Origin of the sequence: Falsochrobactrum tianjinense (genome assembly GCF_019100495.1) — a bacterium.
Classification (GTDB): domain Bacteria; phylum Pseudomonadota; class Alphaproteobacteria; order Rhizobiales; family Rhizobiaceae; genus Brucella; species Brucella tianjinense.
On sequence record NZ_JAHRVA010000004.1, the window covers coordinates 264,476 to 285,772 of the forward strand.

Sequence of the window (21,297 nt, forward strand, 5' to 3'; positions counted from 1 at the left end):
TTTCATAACTTTTCGAGCAAGATTATGCGCAAAAAACAGGAAAGCGACGATGACCATTATCGCTCTTGAAAACGTCAGCATCATTTTCGGCGATAAAACCGATGAGGCGCTGCAACTTGCTGATCGCGGTGCATCGCGTCCGCAAATCCAGACCGAAACCGGCCTCGTGCTGGGCGTGCACAATTGCACGCTCAATATAGAAGAAGGCGAAATCCTCGTTCTGATGGGCCTGTCCGGCTCCGGTAAATCCACGCTCCTGCGTGCGATCAACCGGCTCAATCCGATTTCGCGCGGTCGCGTCCTCGTTCGCGATGGCGAACACGCTATCGATGTGGGCAATGCCAATCGCAAAACGATGCGTTATCTGCGCACCGAACTTGTCTCCATGGTGTTCCAGCAATTCAGCCTGCTGCCATGGCGCACGGTTGAGGAAAATGTCGCCTTCGGGCTGGAAATCTCCGGCATGGGCAAGGAAGAGCGCCTTTCGTACGCACGTCAGCAGCTTGAGTTGGTCGGGCTTCAGGACTGGGCGCAGCATAAAGTGAACGAGCTTTCCGGCGGCATGCAACAGCGCGTCGGCCTTGCCCGCGCTTTCGCCACCGGCGCACCCATCCTCCTGATGGACGAGCCTTTTTCGGCACTCGATCCGCTAATTCGCACACGCTTGCAGGATGAGCTTCTCGCGCTCCAATCCCGGCTTAAAAAGACAATCGTCTTTGTAAGCCACGACCTTGATGAGGCCATGAAAATCGGCAATCGCATCGCCATTCTTGAAGGCGGGCATATCGTGCAATGCGGTACACCACAGGAAATTCTGCTCCAGCCTGCCAATGAATATGTCGCCAATTTCGTTGCGCATATGAACCCGCTCGGCGTACTTCGTGCAGGCGACATCATGACGCCATTCGACCGCACTGCCCAACCAAGACCCTTTGCTGCCACGGCACGGCGCGAAACCCTGATTCAGGAGATCATGAGCGCTGTCGCCGACAGCAGCGGCGACGTCGGCATTGTCGAGAATGGCGCGATCATCGGCAAGATCGCCGCCGACGATATAGTGCGTGCCCTCGCCTGGCATCAAAGGCGTGCAGATCAATAAACCAAAAACGCCGCAGTAAAGGACGGCGGCGTTTTCCTTGTCATATTCCACTATTCAGGCCAGCGCGGCCTCTCGAGCAGCGGCACGTGCTTCGACACGGGCGCGAATAGCGTCCACATCCGCGCGCGGCGTGGCTGCAAAAAGCTTCTTCGTATAATCGTGCTGCGGATTGTTGAACACCTCGTCACGCGAGCCATATTCAACCACCTCGCCGAAATACATCACCATCACATCGTCGGCGATATAGCGCACCACCGAAAGATCATGGCTGATGAAGACATAGGTAAGCCCGAACTCTTCCTGTAGATCGGAGAGAATGTTTAGCACCTGCGCCTGCACGGAAAGATCGAGCGCCGAGACCGGCTCATCGAGAATCAGAAGCTTCGGATTGAGCATCAGCGCCCGGGCAATTGCGATGCGCTGGCGCTGACCGCCCGAAAACATATGCGGATAGCGGTTGAAATGCTCGCGCCCCAGACCAACCTTCAAAAGCATCTGCAACGCTTTTTCGCGCCGCTCTTGAGCCGACATTTTGGTATTGAGCAGTAATGGCTCGGCCAGCACGTCGCCGATCTTTTGGCGCGGGTTGAGCGAACCATATGGATTCTGGAAAACGATCTGCACCTTCTGGCGCATTTCGGCTGTCAGACCATCGCGAGCAATATTCACATCCTTGCCGCCAATCAGCAATTCACCATCGGTCTGCGGATCGATCATGGTGAGAATACGAGCAAGCGTGGATTTGCCGCAACCCGATTCGCCGACAATGGCGAGCGTCTTGCCCTTCTCGACCTTGAAGCTCACGCCTTTGACAGCATGCACCACTTTCGCCTTGCCGAACAGGCCGCCGCCCACATGATAATCGCGCTTGATATTGCGCGCTTCGAGAACGATCTCGCTCATCGCGCTTCTCCCGCATCGTTATTTTCGAGAACAAAATCGGATACTGTCGGCAAGCGATCGCCGATCGCATTTTCCGGCAAGGCTGAAAGCAGCGCGCGCGTGTAAGGATGCTTAGGAGCGGAAAACAGCGACAACACGTCGGCATCTTCCATCTTGTGCCCCTTATACTGCACGATCACGCGATCCGCCGTTTCTGCAACCACACCCATATCATGAGTAATCATGATAAGGCCCATGCCATGTTCCACCTGCAGCTGCATCAGCAGATCCAGAATTTGCTTCTGGATCGTAACATCGAGCGCAGTGGTCGGCTCGTCGGCAATCAACAGCTTCGGATTGCAAGCGATGGCAATGGCTATCATCACGCGCTGGCACTGCCCGCCCGACATCTGATGCGGGAAGCTTTTCAGGCGCTCCGCCGCATCACGAATACCGACAAGTTCCAGCAACTCGATCGCACGCGCGCGGCTCGCGGAACCATGCAGTCCCATATGCCGCTTGAGGACTTCTTCAAGCTGATAGCCAACCGTAAAGCACGGATTGAGGCTGGCAACCGGCTCTTGAAAGATCATCGAAATATCGCGCCCGATAATTCTGCGGCGATCCTTTTCCGGCATCGTCAGCAGATCCTGGCCGTTAAATCTCATGAGATCGGCCGTCACCGTAGCCGTCTTGGGCAGAAGTCCCATGACGGCGAGCATGCCCACGGATTTGCCCGAACCGGACTCGCCCACGATGGCCAGAACTTCACCCTTGTCGACGGTGATGTCGATACCATCGACAGCCTTAAAGGGACCCATCGACGTGTCGAATGAAACCGTGAGATTTCTGATTTCAAGTAATGCCATGGATCAGCTCCTTTTGAGCTTCGGGTCAAGCGCATCGCGCAGGCCGTCGCCAACCAGATTGATGGCAAGAACAGTGACCAGGATCGCAAGGCCCGGAAAAGTGACAACCCACCATGCGCGCATGATGAATTCGCGTGCTTCGGCAAGCATCGTGCCCCATTCCGGTGTCGGTGGCTGTGCCCCCATGCCCAAGAAGCCTAATGCCGCCACATCCAGAATTGCGTTGGAGAATGACATCGTTGCCTGAACCACCAGTGGAGCAAGACAATTTGGTAGAATGGTCTTGAACATCAGGCGCAGCTTGCTTGCACCTGCAAGCTTGGCCGCCGTCACATATTCGCGCTCCTTTTCCGACATCACCGCCGCGCGCGTGAGGCGTGAAAAGTGTGGCAAAAGCACGAGTGTGATTGCGATCACGGCGTTGATTAATCCCGGTCCCAAAATGGCCACGAGAACCAGTGCCAGCAGCAGCGAAGGAAACGCCAGGATCACATCCATGATACGCATGAAAACCGTGTCCACCCCGCCCCCAAAATAGCCTGATACAAGGCCGATCGTGATGCCAAGGCACATCGAAATGATGACGATGACAAAGCCAACCAGCAATGAATATTGGGCGCCGAAGATCAGACGGGAAAGAATATCGCGACCGACAGCGTCCGTTCCAAGAAGGAAACGGGTTGATCCGCCCTCTTCCCAGAAAGGCGGAACAAGCATGAACTCGCGGAACTGTTCCGTCGGGCTATGCGGGGCGATAACAGAAGCCAGAATTGCAACAACGACAAGAGCTACAAAGACAACGAGCCCGATAACAGCACCGCGATTGACGCTGAAATAGAACCAGAAATCTTTTAAGGCATGAAGTTTTCCGATGTCGTTTGCGACTTCCGGCTGAATTACTGAGTGTGTCATGATACCCTCACTTATGCCGGATACGCGGATTGATGAGGCCATAAAGCAGATCGACAACCAGATTCACCAACATGATGATGAATGCGATTATTAGCAGTCCGCTTTGAACGACTGGATAGTCACGGCGTGAAATGGAATCGAGCATCCATTTTCCAATTCCAGGCCATGAGAAAATCGTTTCCGTCAAAATTGCACCTGCCATCAACACGCCGACTTGCAAGCCAATCGTGGTGATAACGGGGATCATCGCATTGCGCAGCGCATGCAACCCGACGACACGGCGGGTCGGCAAACCCTTGGCGCGCGCTGTTCTTACATAATCTTCGCCCAGAACTTCCAGCATCGCCGAACGCGTCTGGCGGGCAATAACCGCGAGCGGAATGGTCGCAAGCACGATAGTCGGCAAGATAAGGTGAGAAACCGCAGACAGGAAAGCGCCCTTCTGGTCCGACAGCAGGCTGTCGATCAGCATGAAACCGGTTACAGGTGGGAAATAATAAAGTAGCGAGATGCGTCCTGAAACCGGCGTAAGTTGCAGAACGCCGGAAAAGAAAATGATCAACAGCAGCGCCCACCAGAAAATCGGCATCGAATAACCGACAAGGGAAATGCCCATCAGGCCCTGATCGAACCACGACCCGCGCTTGACTGCCGCAAAGACGCCCGCAGGGATGCCAATGATTATCGCCAGAAGAATGGCGCAAACTGACAGCTCTACAGTCGCCGGAAACAGCGCGAAGAATTCTACGAGAACGGGTTTTTTGGTTACGAGCGATTGACCGAAATCACCGTGTAGCAGGTTCCAGACATAGTCGAGATATTGTTGCCATATCGGACGGTCAAATCCCAACTGCGCCATCAATTGCGCATGGCGCTCCGGGCTGACACCGCGTTCACCTGCCATCAGCAGTACAGGGTCGCCGGGAAGCACCCGGACGAAGGCGAAGGCCACGATCGTGATGCCTATGAAGGTTGGAACCAGATAGGCGAATTTGTTCAATATGAAACGGAACATACAAAAACTCCGACCGGGTGCAGGGAACCTGCCCTACACCCGGTCGCCGGTTTGGTGAAACCAAATCAGCAACCAATTGAATCGAGTGTGGTTATAGATTTGAGGCCCTGAACGTACATACCCGCAAATAATAGGAACCTCAAATCCACCACACTCGTGTTGTCAGAATTTACTCAGCAATATCGACGTCTTCGAAGCGATAGTCGCCAAGCGGGCTCTGCTTGAAGCCCGTAACCTTAACGGACATCGGCACGAAAACCGTCGAGTGAGCGAGCGTGTTCCAAGGTGCCTGCTCCTTGAAGATTACCTGCGCTTCTTCGTAAAGCTTCGTACGTTCTTCCTGGCTGGTCGAGACCTTTGCCTTCTGGATCAGTTCTTCGAACGGCTGGTAGCACCACTGGGCACGGTTGTTCGAACCAACACCGGCACAGCCGAGAAGCGTACCCAGGAAGTTGTCCGGATCACCGTTGTCGCCGGTCCAGCCGAGGATGACGGCACCGTCGCGGTCCTTGTCGGACGACTTCTTGAGGTATTCACCCCATTCCATCGAGACGATTTCAGCGCTTACGCCAACCTTCGCCAGATCGGACTGCATGAGTTCAGCAGTACGGCGTGCGTTCGGCATGTAAGGGCGGCTGACAGGCATTGCCCACAACTTCATCTTCAGATCCTTGACGCCAGCGGCTTCGAGAGCCTTCTTGGCAGCTTCCGGATCGTACTTGTCATCCTTGACCGCGTCGTTATAGCCCCACATCGTCGGCGGGATCGGGTTCTTGGCGACCTGGCCCTGGCCCTGGAACACGGCATCAATGATGGCCTGCTTGTTGATGGCCTGGTTCAGTGCCTTGCGGACTTCCGGTTTGTCATAAGGTGCCTTCAGCGTGTTGTACGCGAAGTAAGCCACGTTGAGGCCAGCCTGTTCGTCAACCTTGAGGTTGGAATCGGCCTGAAGACCCTTGATGTCTGCCGGAGCGGGATAGGACATCAGATGACATTCGCCAGCCTTGAGCTTCTGCGCGCGAACAGCAGGGTCGGTCGTGATCGCGAAGACCAGATCATCAATCTTCGGCTTGCCACCCCAATAGTTTTCGTTGGCCTTGAAGCGGACGACGGCGTCCTTCTGATAAGCGACGAACTGAAACGGGCCGGTGCCGACTGGAACCTGGTTGAGGTCGTTCTTCTTACCATCGGCGGCCAGCTTGTCGGTATATTCCTTTGAAATGATCGAAGCGAAAGGCATCGAGATATTGGCAAGGAAAGGCGCTTCAGGGCGGTTCAGCACGAACTTGACCGTGTAATCGTCAACCTTGACGATTTCCTTGATCAGCGCGCCCATTTCCATGCTGTCGAAATATTCGTAGGTAATACCGGCAGTATATTCGTGCCAAGGATTGTCCTTGTTACGCATGCGATCAAAGGAGAAGATCACGTCGTCGGCATTGAAATCGCGGGTCGGCGTGAAATAGTCGTTCGAGTGGAACTTGACGCCCTTGCGCAGATGGAAGGTATATTCCAGACCGTCGTCGGTAACATCCCAGCTTTCTGCGAGTCCGGGCACGACCTTCGTCGTTCCGTTTTCAAATTCCGCAAGACGGTTGTAGACTGGATGCGCTGATGCATCGAACGTATCGCCACCGGTGTAAGCTGCCGGATCGAAGCCTTCAGGCGATGCTGGCGAGCAATACACAAAGGTCTTCGCCGAAGCAGCACCGCTCATCAAAGCCACCAGCGCGGTCGCTGCAAAGAGTTTCTGATAGAATTTCATTGTTCTCCGCCTCCACGGATAATCATGCCGCGCACACCCCATTGCCCGCAGCCTGATCCTATGGAAACGCGTGACTTGCCACTTTGCAAGCGCAATCTTTAGAAAAATATCATATTTTCAACCGATTTCATTACCAATTATTAGATTTTAATTCCTTATTATCAGCACCTTTTGGAAAATTGCGCTAAATGATACAGTTTTATAATATTTCTCCGGCCGATATCTTCCGGCGGGACGCACTAGGCGTGCGAACAGTTGGTTTTCGGGCGTGGCGCAAGCCGGAATTTGCTCCTGTTCAAAAGAGAAGTACGACATGGCATTGATCACCACGAGCGCTTTTCAGCACATTCAGGAGCAAAATTCGCCACATCCCAAAGGAGTATGGCCTTTAATCGGAACGTGCTGGCAAAAAACTGTTATTGCGCACTTTCCTCATTTTAGTATCGTCTGAAAATAGCCGCAGCTATACAATCACGCGGATATGAGCTATTTAACTTGACATTATAAGTCAATTTTTGAGCTTTCCCCATGAATGAATTCGTCAACCCGATCCGACCGACCACAATCGAAGCCATACGATTAGCCAGAACACTGCTGCGCACCGTGCGCTACGGTGCAATTGCGGTTCTGGACGCGGCCACTGGCCGTCCGCTCGCAAGTCGCGTAGGCGTTGCAACCGATATTGATGGAACGCCGATTATCCTCGTATCGGGACTTGCAGCCCATACGCCAGCCTTGCTCGCCCACCCGGCCTGCTCCATTCTTCTTGGCCACGCAGGCAAGGGCGACCCTCTCGCCCATGCGCGCGTCACCGTTCATTGCATGGCGGAAAAGATTGAGCGCTCGTCGCCCGATCAGCTGCGCATCAGCCGCCGCTATCTCAATCATAATCCGAAGGGCGCGCTTTACGCCAATCTGGGTGATTTTGTCTTCTTCCGGCTTGTGGTTGAGTCGGCCAGCCTCAATGGCGGCTTTGGAAAAGCCTTCAATCTGACCCCCGGCGACCTTCTGAGCGACCCGAAAGCCGCCGAGGACATTGCCATTTCCGAACAGGAACATCTGGACGAACTCAATGAGACTCATGCAGAGGCACTCGCATTGCACGCAGCGCGCTCGGAGAAGACCGCAAACTCCTGGAAACTGATCGGAATCGACCCCGATGGTTTTGATTTGGCGAGTGGCGATCAGATTATCAGATCGAACTTCCCGTCCGGCTGTGATTCGAGCGAGAGCGCCGTCAAAACTTTGTTAACCATGTTGCCGTACAGCCCCTGAAACAAAAAGCCCTTATTTTTGAGACAAATTGGTAGGCTTTTTTCTCTACGAATATAAGCAGCACCTTTTCAACTTCTCAATATAGCATTAACTTTATCACGCCTTCTGCTCGACGGGAGGCAATCTTTAACAATGCAGTCTTACGGGGGTATGACCGCAAATGACCAAAGAAAATACTTTTTATGATTTGATTGAAAATGTAGATGAAGCAGCCGATTTTCTCTCTGCTTTAGCTAATAATAAAAGATTGCTTATATTGTGCAAATTGCTTCACAATGAAATGTCAGTAGGGGCTTTGGCGAAAGCTATCGATCTAAGCCAATCCGCCCTGTCCCAGCATCTGGCCAAGCTACGGGCGCTTGATCTCGTATCGACGCGGCGCGATGCCCAGACGATTTATTATATGGTTTCATCGCCGCATATCGAGCTGATGTTGTCGACGCTTTCGAGTCTCTATATGGTTCCACGTCGGCATGAAATAGCCGCCGTGGCAAGCAGATAACGCACATCGATGAGGCTTCAGTCGTGCGATGAAGGAAATACAATCTGGATCGCACGGCTGGGCCGTCGAGATCACCGATCCTAATGATCCGCGTCTTTCACCTTACAAGAATATTCGCGAAAAAGATCTGGTTGGCCGCCAGCAGCGTTTTATCGCCGAAGGCAAGGTCGTCCTGAATGTGCTTTTTTCCTCATCTGCACGTTTCGAGGCCGAATCGGTACTGGTTCTGAACAATCGCCTCAACGGTCTGCAAGAACAACTCATCCATAGTCCCGAAGGGTTGCCGGTCTATTCAGCCTCCCAGTCCATCATGGATGAAGTTGCCGGATTCCATGTTCATCGCGGTATTCTGGCGGTCGGGCGGCGCAAGCCTCAGACTGGCCTTGAGGAAGTGATCGCGCGCTTGCCGCAAGAGGCACTGGTCGTAGCGCTGTGCGGCATATCCAATCATGACAATGCCGGTTCGATCTTCCGCAATGCAGCAGCGTTCGAGGCGGATTGTATTCTGATGGATGAAACCTGCTGCGACCCTCTCTACCGAAAAGCCATCCGCGTTTCGGTGGGAGCAACATTGAAAGTGCCTTATTATCGCGGCGCATCCATCGAAACCATTGTCGATCTGCTGCAAGCGGCAAGTTTCAACGTGCTCGCTTTAAGTCCCTCATCGCTGACAAACATCTTTCAAGCACCAGATCATCCGAGGCAGGCATTGCTGCTGGGTACCGAAGGCGAAGGACTGCCTCCTCACCTGCTTGAACGGCTAGCAACGGCGCGCATACCCATGTCGAAAGACTTCGACAGCCTGAATGTGGCGACCGCTTCCGGTATAGCACTAAGCCGTTTTAGCAGGTTTGGTTGAGGCGAATTATTCAGGCAGCCGGCACCCTTGCCAGATTGCCAACCAGACGTCGCAGCATATCTTCCGCCTGTGGTTCACGCTCGGAACGACTGATAAAGCCGCCACCAAAAACACGTGCGGTATTGCTGTCATCCGAATAGAGAACGCAAGCCTGTCCCGGCGCAATTCCGCTTTCGCCATCGATCAGTTCGACCCAGCTCGTCCCGTCCGTATGGTGGAGAATCGCCGGGCGCGGCGGACGCGTCGAGCGTACCTTGGCGAAAACTTCGACCCCGCCTTCCGGCAAGGCATTGAGCGCACTATCGCCAAGCCAGTTTACATCGCGCAGAAACACCTTATGCGTTTCGAGCGCCTCGCGCGGACCTACGATCACGCGCCTATTGGCGGCGTCAAGATGCACGACGTAAAGCGGATCTCCGGTTGCAACCCCGATACCGCGGCGCTGACCAACCGTATAATGCACGATACCATCATGGCGGCCCAGAATGCGCCCATCGATATGCACGATATCGCCCGGCGTGGCAGCTTCCGGCTTCAACTTGGAAATGATGTCGGAATATTTGCCCTGTGGCACAAAGCAGATATCCTGGCTGTCCTGCTTCTTGGCAACCGTCAATCCCAACTCTTCGGCGATCTCGCGCACCTGCGCCTTTGGTAGATGGCCGAGCGGGAAACGCAGATAATCGATCTGCTCCTGCGTGGTGGCGAAAAGAAAATAGCTCTGATCCCGGTCTGTATCGACGGGGCGGAACATAGCGCGATGCGCGCCATTGACATGACTTCTTATATAATGACCCGTCGCCAACGCATCGGCGCCCAATTCCCGCGCCGTCTGCAACAGATCGGCGAATTTAACGGTCTGATTGCAGGAAACGCAGGGTATCGGCGTCTCACCGCTGACATAGGAATTTGCGAACGGATTAATGACCGCCTCGCGGAAGCGGGCTTCGTAATCCAGCACATAATGAGGAATACCAAGGCTTTCCGAAACGCGGCGGGCATCTTCTATATCCTGCCCAGCGCAGCACGAACCGGCACGATGGACGGCAGCGCCATGATCGTAAAGCTGCAAGGTGACGCCGATGACGTCATAACCTTCACGTTTGAGAATCCCTGCCACAACGGAGGAATCGACACCGCCCGACATGGCGACAACAATGCGCGTGTCTTCTGGCCTGCCCGGCAGATCGAGGCTGTTCAAGCTCATGTTTGAATCCAGTTCCGGGTTAAAGGCCCGGCCTTTCAGAGTTCAGATTTGACGCTTATATAGATTATACAATGGCCGCTTGCCAAGATGTCGCAGCGAAACAACCTCTGTTTTACGGCAATCCGACCACAATTCCCCGTGAGATATTCAGGATATTTATCATGAAACCCGGCTTTAAAGTGGTTTTTTGGCTCAGTCAGTCAATTTTTTTCCAAGTGTTACCAGAGAGTTACTGCGTGTTTAGGTAATTCTTAAAGCTGTAGCGGTAGTCTCAGTCTCGATTAGGTCCTTGAGTGTTGTGTAGAGAGTACAATGACCGATCTGGCAAGACCGCGTATAAAATATGTTATTGGTCCTGATGGCAGCCCGCTGACCATCGCGGACCTCCCCCCCGCCAATACAAGGCGCTGGGTCATTCGCCGCAAGGCAGAAGTCGTCGCCGCAGTGCGGGGCGGACTTCTAAGCCTTGAGGAGGCATGCCAGCGTTATACATTGACGGTGGAGGAATTCCTTGGCTGGCAATCCTCGATCGATGAGCATGGTCTCGCCGGTTTACGGACCACTAGAATCCAGCAGTATAGGCATTAAACCTCTGTCCCCTCCATTGGAGGCGGCAGAAACGCAAAAATAACCCCGGCCGCTTTCAAGCGGCCGGGGTTTTTGTTTGCCGCACGCGGCCTATATGAGGAGGATCCAAAGCGCAATAAAGGAGCATCCATATGACTGGTCCAATTCATATCGAGAAGCAGGATAATTCCGAAGGCGGACGCTATACCGTGACGTTGGGCGAGGATGAGGCCGAAATGACCTATACCCGGCTAGAATCAGCGCTAATTTCCATTAATCACACCTTCGTTCCCGATTCGATGCGCGGCAAGGGAATCGCGCAGGCTCTGGCAGCCAATGCAATCAAGGATGCCCGCAAGTCGGGCTGGAAAATCATCCCCCGCTGCACATTCATGCAGGCGCAGTTCAAGCGCCACGATGACTGGTCAGACGTTCTTGAAAACGAATAGGTGTCGCTATTGAAGGTCGCGAATCCGGCTGGCAAGGCTTTTTGGCTCCACCATCTTGCCCCGTCCCTTCTTTGCCGGAGCTTCGGCCTTGACGAAACCATGGATGGGCGAATCGGCCCCTTCCTTTTCAGCAGTCGCAGCAACGATTCGGGCCGCGAGACTGGCCATTTCTTCGCGAAGGACAGCATTCTGACTTGAAAGCTCTTCCGGGGCTAACGATGCAGCGGTAAAATCCGCGCCGTTACGCATATGGTGTTCGAGCTTTTCTTGCGCGTCCGACAGTTCTGCCATCAGCCTGTCCAGCTTCTGCTGCAATTCACTGTTGCGGCGCTTCTCGCTCTTGAGTTCAGTCTGAGTCGCGGTCAATTGTGTCGAAACCTCATTATAGTGGACAGACGCATTCTTGCGATCACGCCGCATTTCACTAAGCTCGTTGGCCAGGCGGCCATATTCGGCCTCTTTGGCGCTGATTTCGATGCGCAGCGTATCGCTCAGTCCTTGCAATGCGGAAAGATGATTTTGAAGCCGTTCCACTTCGGCTTCTACGATTTCGGCCTTCTCGACTGCGGTATCACGTTCGATCAAAACAGCCTCGGCAGTTTTCCGTCGCTCGGCCACTTCCTGCGCAAGCTGCGTGACTTCGCCTTCGAGCAACAGAATACGCTTAAGTTCGTCATATTGTCTTCCCAATCTGGCCTGCTGTTCGGCAGTTTTCTCCCGCTCCTCTTTCAAAGTCTGCTCGGCTCTGCTCACCGCTACGGCATGTTCGGCGCGCAAGCCGTCGCGATCCGCCTGGATTTCGGCAAGGCTTACCGGAAGTTCAGCATGAATCTGCCGCCGTGCCAGAAAGACAGCGCGCCTCCAGACCGAAGGGCCAAGCAGGATCACGACGAAAACCGCCACGAGAACGCCAAGTATGAAAATAAGCGCGAACTGGATCACGGTTTTGTCACAAAAAGAAAAAGGACCAGCCAATGACAATGGCTGGCTATTATTCATAGAACAGCAGCGTCGCGCTTTCCAGCGCTAACAACACTACGCCACACTCCGGTCAGAACGGGTTCCAGGTCGGGGCAGCGGAAAGCTTCAGATAGCCGATATTCACGCCCAGTCTCGCGCCGACGCCGGTGCGAATGGGTACGAGCACGATATTCTGCCGCTTGAGCACGTTGAAGCCCACGCCCGCGATGACATAGGCTGAACCGGAAACGCCCGCATAGCGACCGTAAAGATTCTGGATGTCATCGAGATTATAGACCAGCATCATCACGCGTGAACCTTGCCCACCGAAATCCCAGCCCAATGAGGGGCCCTGCCAGAAGGTCTTATGATCACCGGCATTCTTCGTATAAAGAGTACCCTCTCCATAGGTGAGGCCACCAATGAAGGCGCCGGACCCTTCTTCGCCCAGGACATAGCCGTTAGGCAGACCGAAACTTTGAAATGCCTTTTCAACGGCACTCGCAATGCCGCCCGAAGTGGACCCGAAGAACCGATGTCCTGATTCGACGATTTCCTCGGCTGTATATGTGTTGCTTTGCGCCCGTGCATGCTGCGGCGCTGCGATGATGCAGATCAGAAAAACCGCAAAAAGCGCTATGAAAGGCGCCGCATTGCGGAAGCTGACTTGCGACAGGGATGGTATGGCCATTTATAGAATTCCTTTTGCCTACCAGCTTCTCTGTCTGACACCCTGTTTAAAAAGCCGACTGCGTTTCTTGTGACGCCTTTAACGAATCGCGAATATATTAAACGCGAATTTATTGTCTAAATGTTTAAGTTTTGAAATTGGCTATAGAAAGGCAGAGAAAACAGCTTTGTTGCGACAAGCGAATCTGGCGTGTATCCAGATTATCGATATTTTGGGCGATTCGCCCGTCTGCTGCGTAATTTTCTGGACCAGAATCGGTAAAAGATAAATTATGCAGCAAATTTAAATCGTTAGCGCTCCGGAGAACCGCCATGCAATTGCCCGTCACCCTTTCCGCGCTCGACCTCGGTGCGCTTCTGTGCAGCAGGATTTGTCATGACATCATCTCGCCGGTGGGCGCGATCAATAATGGCCTGGAACTGCTCGAAGAAGGCGGCGCCGACGAAGATGCAATGGCGCTTATCAAGTCAAGTGCCCGCAATGCTTCTGCCCGGCTTCAATTCGCCCGCATCGCTTTTGGCGCCGCCGGCTCGGCAGGCGTGCAGATCGATACCGGCGACGCGCAGCACGTCGCCAACGAATATTTCAAGAATGAAAAAGCCGAACTGTCTTGGGATGGACCGCGCGTTCTGCTGCCCAAGAACAAGGTGAAGCTGTTGCTCAACCTTATTCTGATAGGTAATGCCGCCATTCCACGTGGCGGCTCACTGGCTGTCCGCATACAGAATGGCGACAGCGAACCGCGCTTCACCATCACCGCGAAGGGCCGCATGTTGCGCGTGCCGCCAAAGTTCCTTGAGCTTCATTCGGGCGCAACACCGGAAGAACCGATCGATGCGCATTCCGTGCAGCCATATTACACGCTGCTGCTCGCTGAAGATGCAGGCATGACGATCTCCATTCACGCCACGGCGGAAGATATCGTTTTCGCAGCACAATAAGCCGCTTTCTCCTTCCCTTCAAAAGCAAAAGCTCCGCTGCGGCGGAGCTTTTGTATTCAGGTAGGCTCACGCAGGCTGTGTGCTTATGCGCTTTCACGTAATTCGCTGCCATCGGGCTCGCGCAGCACATAGCCGCGGCCCCAGACGGTTTCGATGAAGCTCTGGCTGCCGGAAGCAGCATCAAGCTTCTTGCGCAGCTTGCAGATGAACACGTCGATGATTTTCAACTCAGGCTCGTCCATACCGCCATAAAGATGGTTGAGGAACATTTCCTTGGTGAGCGTCGTACCCTTGCGCAGACTGAGCAGTTCGAGCATCTGATATTCCTTGCCCGTCAGATGCACGCGCTGGCCACCGACCTCAACCGTTTTGGCGTCGAGATTGACCACCAGGTCGCCGGTCGTAATAACCGACTGGGCATGTCCCTTGGAACGACGAACGATTGCGTGGATACGAGCAATCAGTTCATCCTTGTGGAACGGCTTGGTCATGTAGTCATCCGCACCGAAACCAAGACCACGAACCTTGTCCTCGATGCCAGCCATGCCGGAGAGGATGAGGATCGGCGTCTTGACCTTCGACAGGCGCAAGGTGCGCAGAACTTCATAACCAGACATATCGGGCAAGTTCAGATCCAGCAGGATGATGTCGTAATCATACAGCTTGCCGAGATCGATACCCTCTTCACCCAGATCGGTCGTGTACACATTGAAGCTCTCGGACTTGAGCATCAACTCGATGCTCTGTGCGATAGCACTGTCGTCTTCAATTAAAAGGACGCGCATATCTTATCCCCTTTCCGCCGCTGGCCAGATATCCCTCATAGCAGCACGGAACTGTCGTTGCCTTAGCATGAAGGTGCCTGCAAATGGTTAACAAAATATGATTCCTGTTGGCAAGTACAATTCTAATCTCTTTAGAAAAAACTAATACCGACCTGAATCATAACAATATTCTTGGTTACCCGACTCTACATAACCACTTTAAGATTCTTCTCTAAGTGATTCATACGACTCCAGCTTTCACCTGTTGCCCAAAAACCACAGAGAGTTTACCGAGCCTTAATTCCTGACCCGTATGATTAACGTTGCCGGTAAAGGAATGGTTACTAAAAGGGCGAAACCTTAACTTTTTGTTTCGCTTATTGAGCCAGTTCTGATGCCTGGCGGCAGCGCCCACCGCTTGAAAAGCGAGGCAATGCAGGGGTTGTTAGCGGCATATTGCAGGCAAACGGGCTGCGATTTGCCTGTTAATAAAATCGGGGGGAACGCCCCACATGGAAGCTGGTTGGTGTTCAAGGAGTATTGCGTATGAAGCCACGTGAAAGCCTAGTCAGGCTAAAACTGTTCCAGGTGAAGGAAAAGCGCCGTCAGCTAGGCCAACTCGATCTGATGATCGGCGAGTTCGAGCGCATGGCAGGTGATCTTGACGCCCAGATCATATCGGAAGAAAAGAAGGCGGGTATCACCGATATCAATCATTTCGCCTATCCGACCTTCGCCAAGGCGGCGCACCAGCGGCGCGACAACCTTTTCGAATCGATTCGTGATCTGATTTCCCAGAAGGAAGCGGCCGAAGCCGAACTGACCCATGCCGAAGCTGAGCTTGCAAAAGCCGAAGCACTGGAAGGGCGCGATGGCGCAAAGGTTCGCGAGGTCGCTGAACGTCCCGCAAACCAGCGCCGCGCCATGATTGGTTGATTAAAGCATTTCCAGAAAAAGTGCGCAGCGGTTTTGCGTCCGGATAATGCAATAAAATAAAAGCTGAAGATACGGTTTCGATGATTTTATCAAAACCGGAACTGCTCTAGCCGGCTTCAGGCGTCGCTCGTCTTGCGGGCGGTGCCTGCGTGCTTCATGCGGACAGATACACTCATCGCCTTTTCATCGATTCTTGGTTTGCCTTTGTCTCCATCGGGGTAGTAGGGAAACGGGCAATGCAGAAACGCGCACCCACCGGGCCAAAATCGGTCTTCGGCAAATTCACTTTTGATAAGTTACCAAAGCCGGCCCAATGGGGCTTGCTACTGATGGTCTCCGCATTTCTGATCGCTACTGGGGAAACGGTGAGGCTGCCTGCGGCCCTGTTGCTGGGGGCGATGCTGGGCGCGATCCTGATGGCTGCACGCAACAGCACAATCCATGTCCATCGCAACCTGACGCTGTTTGCGCAAGCGATTATCGGCCTGCTGATCGCCCGCGCCATGACCGCTGAGTTTTTCAGCAGCATGGGCCAGCACTTAACGATCATTTTGCTGTCTACCGGCTTTACGCTTCTCGCCAGTACGTCAATCGGCTATCTTCTGGCACGTTTTCAGATTTTGTCCGGAACCACCGCTGTCTGGGGCATCTCGCCGGGTGCCGCAACCGCTATAACATTACTGGCCGAATCTTTTGGAGCCGATGCGCGTCTGGTTGCCTTCATGCAATATTTGCGGGTCGTTCTGGTTGTAACCGCAGCGTCTCTGATGGTCATGTTCACCACCGATGTCGAAACCGTCTCTCCTGTAGCCGTGGATTGGTTTCCTCCTGTCCATTGGCCGACATTTGCCCCTACTCTCGCTCTGATCGTATGCGGTGCCTTTCTAGGCGAATTATCGCGCATCCCGACGGGCGCCATGCTGATACCGCTTGCGCTTGGTGCATTATTACAGGACATGGGCCTCATGGTTATCGACCTGCCCCCGTGGCTGCTTGCAGCAAGCTATATAATGATTGGCTGGCGCATCGGGCTGGGTTTCTCGCGCCCAATCCTTGCCCATACAGCCCGGGCGTTTCCCGCGGTCCTGGCATCCACACTTTTGCTGATTGCCGTATGCGGGCTGTTCGGCATGTTTTTGGGCCGCCTGCTCGGCCTTGATCCGCTGACCGCCTATCTGGCGACCAGTCCCGGCGGAGCCGACACAGTGGCCATTATCGCCGCATCGAGCAATGTGGATCTGCCCTTTATCATCGCCCTGCAAACAAGCCGCTTTTTCATCGTGCTTCTGGCGGGCCCGGCAATTGCCCGTTTCGTCGCCTCGCTTATCACGAAGCGAACAAAATAAACCCGGCTTTCGCCGGGTTTTCTTGTGCTTTTTCAGATCAGCCCTTCTGTCCATGGAAACTACGGATCGCGCCAATGATGCGATCCTGATCTTCTTCTGTAAGATAGGGATGCATCGGCAGGCTGAGAATGCGCGAAGGCAGGCTTTCCGAAACCGGGAGGCCACCCGGCGCAATCGGATAATGCTTGTAAGCCGTCTGCAAATGCAGCGGTTTCACATAATAGATAACCGACGGAATGCCCTCGGCCTGAAGCTTCGTCTTCAACTCGTCGCGGCGCTCGCTTTCGATGGAATACTGCGCCCAGGCCGAGCGGTTGCCGGCAGGCAGCGCAGGCACCTTCACGACATCCTTGAGACTTTCGTTATAACGCCTGGCGATACGATCACGCGCTTCCATTTCATCTTCAAGGATTGCAAGTTTTTCAAGCAGGACAGCGGCTTGAATCGTATCGAGACGTGAATTGATGCCGATGCGCACATTGTCATACTGCGTCTCACCCTTGCCGTGGAACAGCACCGAACGCAGCGTTTCCGCCAATTCCGCATCGTTGGTAAACATCGCACCGCCATCGCCATAGCAACCGAGAGGCTTGGCCGGGTAGAAGCTCGTCGCGCCGACATGCCCGAATGCGCCGCACATCACATTATCGCGCTTGCCACCAATAGATTGCGCCGCATCTTCGATGATGAACAGCCCCTCGCGCTCGGCAATGGCCATAATACGGTTATAATCGGCGGCCAGGCCGAACAGGTCGACCGGGATGATCGCCTTGGGCTCAAGACGGCCTTCCTTGCGAATAGCGGCGATGGCTTCTTCAAGCTGATCGACATTCAGATTGTAGCTGTCGGGATCGACGTCGATAAAGACCGGCTCCGCACCTACAAGGGCGACCACCTCCGCCGTGGCGGCGAAGGTAAACGATGGACAGAAAACCGCGTGCCCAGGGCCGATACCGCGTGCCATGAGCGGCATCTGCAAGGCGTCGGTGCCGTTGGCGCAGGCGATGACATGCTCGACGCCCAGATATTCACCGAGCTTTTTTTCGAACTCGGTCACTTCAGGGCCTAGGATATAACGGCCTCCCGCAACAACCTTGGAAATGGCGGCATTGAGACGGTCTTCGATACGCGCGCGCTGCGCTCCAAGATCAATGAACTGCATGTGGGCTCCGATAAAACTGGTCGGCACGAAATCGCGTGCGAATCCTTGGATACTTATGTATTCGCTTCCGCTCCGCCCTGCCATGGCCGGGGCGTTCAAAGTTTTGCGAGATTTGTAACACCACTTGACAAAAAACCCGGCAGGCAGATTATTTTGAATGTCGCACAGTACCTTCGGTCAGGATGCGCAACACGCTAATCGCTTCCCTGCCATCGGTGCGCGGTGTTTCTCGCGTTTCGATGCAATGCAGGAAATGCTGCAATTCGCGTGTTAGAGGCATGCCTTCCTCGACACGGATATAGTCCGGGTCCACCGATTTGAAAGCCCAGTGGTCGTCTTCGCGCCAGACTTCGTGCCGATAAAGCGCAAGTTTGCGATCCCATGGCTCGCCATCATCGAAAACCGCCATCCCCTTGCTGCCAACGACGCTCAGGCGGCGCTCGCGATAAGCATTGAGCCGGGAAGCGAAAAGATGCCCGCGAATACCGTTGGGAAATTCCATATGCAAATGCGCGAAATCGCTCAAATGATCGAGAATGGCGGTGCCTTCGCCGCGCACAATTGATGGTTCTTCACCCGCAATTGCCAGAATCATCGAAAGGTCATGCGGCGCCAGATCCCACAAGGCATCGTTTTCCGTATGAAACTTGCCAAGCCCCACCCGATGCGAATGCACATAGCGGATATCGCCAAGCTCGCCGCTTTTGACCATGTCGAGCAGTTTTTCAAAAGCGGGGTGGAAGCGGAGAATATGCCCGACCATGAAAACGCGCTTATTATCCAGCGCTGCCTTCACTTCGGCTTCGGCTTCGGCCACTTCGAGCGCGATGGGCTTTTCGACGAGCACATCCTTGCCGTTCCTGACAGCTTCGGTTGCATAGCGTGCATGAAACTGCGCTGGCAATGCCAGAACGACGCCATCTATATCCGGATGCGTGAAGAGTTTCTCGACCGGAATATTGGGAACGCCGAATTCAACAGCGAATCGCTGTGCATTCTCCGGTATGGCGTCAGAAACAGCCTGAAGGGCACCGAGGCTCTTCAGGGTACGAATATGGTTGCCGCCCCAATAGCCACAACCCAAAACCGCAATACGAGGTGCCATGAAACTAAGCCTTTGCTTTCCGTAAGTTCCTTATCGATGCAAATGACGGAAAACAAGACGAAACCTGTGCGAAGAATGCTTGACAGGGTTTCATTCCCCACATATACCGCCGCCATTCCTTGCAGGAACGATATCGTGAATATGCTGGAGACGGCATGACAGACACGTATATTTGCAACGGGATGTGGCGGAGTAGCTCAGTAGGTTAGAGCAGAGGAATCATAATCCTTGTGTCGGGGGTTCGAATCCCTCCTCCGCTACCATTTTTTAAAAAAATCGATTCAGTTCGCAAAGCCTTGCTTTCTTGTGTCTTTGGTGCGGCCGTTTCTCCACATGGTTTTGCCATGGCTCACAATAATCGTCCGCGTTTTATTTGACCAATTCAAAAGAGTGCTTCAGTCTTCTCAATTTAGGGAGGACATTATGCATAAGAATGTAGTCTCGATTATTGCAACGGTTTTATTGTTATCCGGATGTGGCGTCAGCGCTTCGACATATGCAACAGGCCAGCAGGCGTTAAAGGGCAGCCCCGCCGTTCGAAGCGATTTCATTAAAACCTGCACTCAACGAATACGAAACAAACCATTGAAGACTCGGCAAGGGATAGCAAAGGTTGCAAATACATCGGTGTCAGCTGCGCCGCGCATTTATTGTTCGAGGCTGACACGCGGGATTGCATCCGGCAAGTTAACGCATTCCGATATAAACGCCGCATCAAGGGGGCAGGTAACGCCCAATATCGTCAAGGTTTTACAGGGACGATAGAAGAACGAAACCTGCTCTAGGCCGTAATCTATTGGGCCACCTTGAAGCCGATACGCCCAACGATAAGCGACAGACAAAAGGCAACCGGCCAGGCGATAACAAACGCACCTACCCCGAAGCCAATTGACTTCGGCAGCCGACACCGCTTTGCCTAAGGAAAAACGAACGCTCGCCGCATAATTGTAGCGAGCATCGATGACTTTAACGCGAGCGGTTATCGATCGAGAACGCGCCAGCACCCGTAGCCGCCAATGTGAGGAACACGAAGCAGAACAGTATCGCTGCATCGCCACCGTTTGCCACAGGATAGAAGCTCTGGGGAAAATGGGCGAGGAAATAAGCAAACGCCATATGGCCAGCGAGAACGATGGCCACAGGACGAGTGAGTAGCCCCAGAATTATAAGTATTCCACCCACAACCTCAAGAGCGGCCGAAGCCATTGCCAGGCCGGACAGAGTTTCTGGACCCGGTATTGGGAAATTGAATGCCTTTTGCGTGCCGTGTTCAAAATATAATAATCCTGTCACGATACGTAGAAGACCGATTGCATAAGGCTGGTATTTATTGAGTTCGCTTGCCATATATTTGTCCCTCAAATATTCACACAGGCATTCACAAAAACATCAAACGTGAAAACCTGTAAAAAGCAAGCAATTTAAGAAAAGCTCGTTCTCATCATTGTTGCTGAAATCCCTTCCCATGCGGCAAAGCTTCACTGGATTGCGAGGGATCTGCGCACTATATCGAGCGCATGAGCTATTCTATCAGCCCGAAGCAAATCTGGCGGGAAATATGACTGTCCTTATCAATCAACCCCATCCGTCCATCGACAGGGCGTCCATCGACAAACTGGTTAACACTTTTTATGGAAAAGCGCGGGAAGATGTCCTGATAGGCCCCATTTTTGCGGAAGCCGTTCGCGATTGGGACCATCACATTGCCCGTATCAGTGAGTTCTGGTCATCGGTCATTCTCAGAACAGGCGGTTATGATGGGCGACCATTGCCACCGCATCTGGCGCTTGGGCTGAAAAATGAACATTTTGATCGCTGGCTGGAATTGTTTGAGCAGACTGCGCGCGAATTGTTTCCCTCGGAAGCTGCAATCATTTTCATCGACCGGGCACGCCGTATTGCCGACAGTTTCGAAATGGCGATAGCCACGCAGTCAGGACAGGTTGCTGGCCCCCGCCATTCCCGCCGTCCGCTTTAGAGCACCTGTCACA

At 53.7% G+C, this 21,297-nt stretch carries 22 protein-coding genes and 1 tRNA gene; 11 read left to right on the forward strand and 12 right to left on the reverse strand.

Annotated features, from left to right (window positions below; all coding sequences use genetic code 11):
- The first annotated feature begins 49 nt into the window (after positions 1 to 49).
- Positions 50 to 1,099: a choline ABC transporter ATP-binding protein gene (choV, locus tag KUG47_RS11185; protein ID WP_217678042.1), complete on the forward strand. Its 1,050-nt coding sequence runs from the start codon at positions 50 to 52 to the stop codon at positions 1,097 to 1,099.
- A gap of 54 nt (positions 1,100 to 1,153) precedes the next feature.
- Here the strand turns inward: choV and KUG47_RS11190 are convergent, their stop codons facing one another.
- From KUG47_RS11190 to KUG47_RS11210, 5 genes are all read right to left on the reverse strand, one after another.
- Positions 1,154 to 2,002, reverse strand: a complete 849-nt coding sequence (locus KUG47_RS11190) for a dipeptide ABC transporter ATP-binding protein (protein ID WP_217678043.1) — start codon at positions 2,000 to 2,002, stop codon at positions 1,154 to 1,156.
- A complete protein-coding gene (locus KUG47_RS11195) occupies positions 1,999 to 2,850 on the reverse strand; it encodes an ABC transporter ATP-binding protein (RefSeq protein WP_217678044.1) in 852 nt (283 codons plus the stop codon). The genes KUG47_RS11190 and KUG47_RS11195 overlap by 4 nt, the downstream gene beginning before the upstream one ends.
- A 3-nt stretch (positions 2,851 to 2,853) precedes the next feature.
- On the reverse strand, positions 2,854 to 3,762 hold the full coding sequence (locus KUG47_RS11200) for an ABC transporter permease subunit (protein ID WP_217678045.1): 909 nt from the start codon (positions 3,760 to 3,762) through the stop codon (positions 2,854 to 2,856).
- Positions 3,763 to 3,769: 7 nt separating this feature from the next.
- Positions 3,770 to 4,777, reverse strand: coding sequence for an ABC transporter permease subunit (locus tag KUG47_RS11205; RefSeq protein ID WP_217678046.1), 1,008 nt, complete (start codon positions 4,775 to 4,777; stop codon positions 3,770 to 3,772).
- Between the two features lie 169 nt (positions 4,778 to 4,946).
- On the reverse strand, positions 4,947 to 6,542 hold the full coding sequence (locus KUG47_RS11210) for an ABC transporter substrate-binding protein (protein WP_217678047.1): 1,596 nt from the start codon (positions 6,540 to 6,542) through the stop codon (positions 4,947 to 4,949).
- A 528-nt stretch (positions 6,543 to 7,070) separates the two neighbouring features.
- Between KUG47_RS11210 and KUG47_RS11215 the strand changes: the two genes are divergently transcribed.
- The 3 genes from KUG47_RS11215 to KUG47_RS11225 all read left to right on the forward strand — a co-directional run bounded on the left by KUG47_RS11215 (position 7,071) and on the right by KUG47_RS11225 (position 9,178).
- Complete coding sequence (locus KUG47_RS11215) at positions 7,071 to 7,817, forward strand: HugZ family pyridoxamine 5'-phosphate oxidase (protein ID WP_217678048.1); 747 nt, start codon at positions 7,071 to 7,073, stop codon at positions 7,815 to 7,817.
- A gap of 160 nt (positions 7,818 to 7,977) precedes the next feature.
- Positions 7,978 to 8,319 (forward strand): ArsR/SmtB family transcription factor, encoded by a 342-nt coding sequence (locus tag KUG47_RS11220; RefSeq protein WP_217678049.1) that lies wholly within the window; start codon positions 7,978 to 7,980, stop codon positions 8,317 to 8,319.
- Positions 8,320 to 8,347: 28 nt separating this feature from the next.
- Positions 8,348 to 9,178, forward strand: a complete 831-nt coding sequence (locus tag KUG47_RS11225; RefSeq protein WP_217678050.1) for a TrmH family RNA methyltransferase — start codon at positions 8,348 to 8,350, stop codon at positions 9,176 to 9,178.
- A gap of 10 nt (positions 9,179 to 9,188) precedes the next feature.
- On the opposite strand, the gene mnmA is transcribed toward KUG47_RS11225, so the two are convergent.
- A complete protein-coding gene (gene mnmA / locus KUG47_RS11230; protein ID WP_217678051.1) occupies positions 9,189 to 10,385 on the reverse strand; it encodes a tRNA 2-thiouridine(34) synthase MnmA in 1,197 nt (398 codons plus the stop codon).
- A 312-nt stretch (positions 10,386 to 10,697) separates the two neighbouring features.
- On the opposite strand from mnmA, the gene sciP reads away from it, so the two are divergent.
- Entirely contained in the window at positions 10,698 to 10,973 is a 276-nt protein-coding gene (gene sciP / locus KUG47_RS11235; protein WP_109707414.1) for a CtrA inhibitor SciP, read from the forward strand.
- A gap of 131 nt (positions 10,974 to 11,104) precedes the next feature.
- Positions 11,105 to 11,401, forward strand: a complete 297-nt coding sequence (locus KUG47_RS11240) for a GNAT family N-acetyltransferase (RefSeq protein ID WP_217678052.1) — start codon at positions 11,105 to 11,107, stop codon at positions 11,399 to 11,401.
- 6 nt (positions 11,402 to 11,407) lie between these two features.
- Here the strand turns inward: KUG47_RS11240 and KUG47_RS11245 are convergent, their stop codons facing one another.
- Both KUG47_RS11245 and KUG47_RS11250 read right to left on the reverse strand, forming a co-directional pair.
- Positions 11,408 to 12,319, reverse strand: a complete 912-nt coding sequence (locus KUG47_RS11245; RefSeq protein ID WP_340162804.1) for a coiled-coil domain-containing protein — start codon at positions 12,317 to 12,319, stop codon at positions 11,408 to 11,410.
- A 133-nt stretch (positions 12,320 to 12,452) separates the two neighbouring features.
- Positions 12,453 to 13,052, reverse strand: coding sequence for a DUF1134 domain-containing protein (locus tag KUG47_RS11250; RefSeq protein ID WP_217678054.1), 600 nt, complete (start codon positions 13,050 to 13,052; stop codon positions 12,453 to 12,455).
- Between the two features lie 311 nt (positions 13,053 to 13,363).
- Here KUG47_RS11250 and chpT point away from each other — a divergent pair, with 311 nt between their 5' ends.
- Complete coding sequence (gene chpT / locus KUG47_RS11255) at positions 13,364 to 13,993, forward strand: histidine phosphotransferase ChpT (RefSeq protein WP_217678055.1); 630 nt, start codon at positions 13,364 to 13,366, stop codon at positions 13,991 to 13,993.
- Between the two features lie 83 nt (positions 13,994 to 14,076).
- On the opposite strand, the gene ctrA is transcribed toward chpT, so the two are convergent.
- On the reverse strand, positions 14,077 to 14,778 hold the full coding sequence (gene ctrA / locus KUG47_RS11260; RefSeq protein WP_217678056.1) for a response regulator transcription factor CtrA: 702 nt from the start codon (positions 14,776 to 14,778) through the stop codon (positions 14,077 to 14,079).
- A gap of 525 nt (positions 14,779 to 15,303) precedes the next feature.
- On the opposite strand from ctrA, the gene KUG47_RS11265 reads away from it, so the two are divergent.
- Positions 15,304 to 15,693 carry a flagellar export protein FliJ gene (locus KUG47_RS11265; protein ID WP_217678057.1) on the forward strand — a complete coding sequence of 130 codons (390 nt, stop codon included), beginning with the start codon at positions 15,304 to 15,306 and terminating at the stop codon, positions 15,691 to 15,693.
- A gap of 236 nt (positions 15,694 to 15,929) precedes the next feature.
- A complete protein-coding gene (locus KUG47_RS11270; protein WP_217678058.1) occupies positions 15,930 to 17,039 on the forward strand; it encodes an AbrB family transcriptional regulator in 1,110 nt (369 codons plus the stop codon).
- A 37-nt stretch (positions 17,040 to 17,076) separates the two neighbouring features.
- Here the strand turns inward: KUG47_RS11270 and KUG47_RS11275 are convergent, their stop codons facing one another.
- Positions 17,077 to 18,201 carry a DegT/DnrJ/EryC1/StrS family aminotransferase gene (locus KUG47_RS11275; RefSeq protein WP_217678059.1) on the reverse strand — a complete coding sequence of 375 codons (1,125 nt, stop codon included), beginning with the start codon at positions 18,199 to 18,201 and terminating at the stop codon, positions 17,077 to 17,079.
- Positions 18,202 to 18,349: 148 nt separating this feature from the next.
- Positions 18,350 to 19,306, reverse strand: coding sequence for a Gfo/Idh/MocA family protein (locus KUG47_RS11280; protein WP_217678060.1), 957 nt, complete (start codon positions 19,304 to 19,306; stop codon positions 18,350 to 18,352).
- 186 nt (positions 19,307 to 19,492) lie between these two features.
- On the opposite strand from KUG47_RS11280, the gene KUG47_RS11285 reads away from it, so the two are divergent.
- Positions 19,493 to 19,569, forward strand: a tRNA-Met gene (locus tag KUG47_RS11285).
- 703 nt (positions 19,570 to 20,272) lie between these two features.
- On the opposite strand, the gene KUG47_RS11290 is transcribed toward KUG47_RS11285, so the two are convergent.
- A complete protein-coding gene (locus KUG47_RS11290) occupies positions 20,273 to 20,653 on the reverse strand; it encodes a DoxX family protein (RefSeq protein WP_217678061.1) in 381 nt (126 codons plus the stop codon).
- Between the two features lie 211 nt (positions 20,654 to 20,864).
- On the opposite strand from KUG47_RS11290, the gene KUG47_RS11295 reads away from it, so the two are divergent.
- The gene (locus KUG47_RS11295; protein ID WP_217678062.1) at positions 20,865 to 21,284 is read left to right on the forward strand and encodes a group III truncated hemoglobin; all 420 of its coding nucleotides are present in this window, start codon (positions 20,865 to 20,867) and stop codon (positions 21,282 to 21,284) included.
- The last annotated feature ends 13 nt before the right edge of the window (positions 21,285 to 21,297 follow it).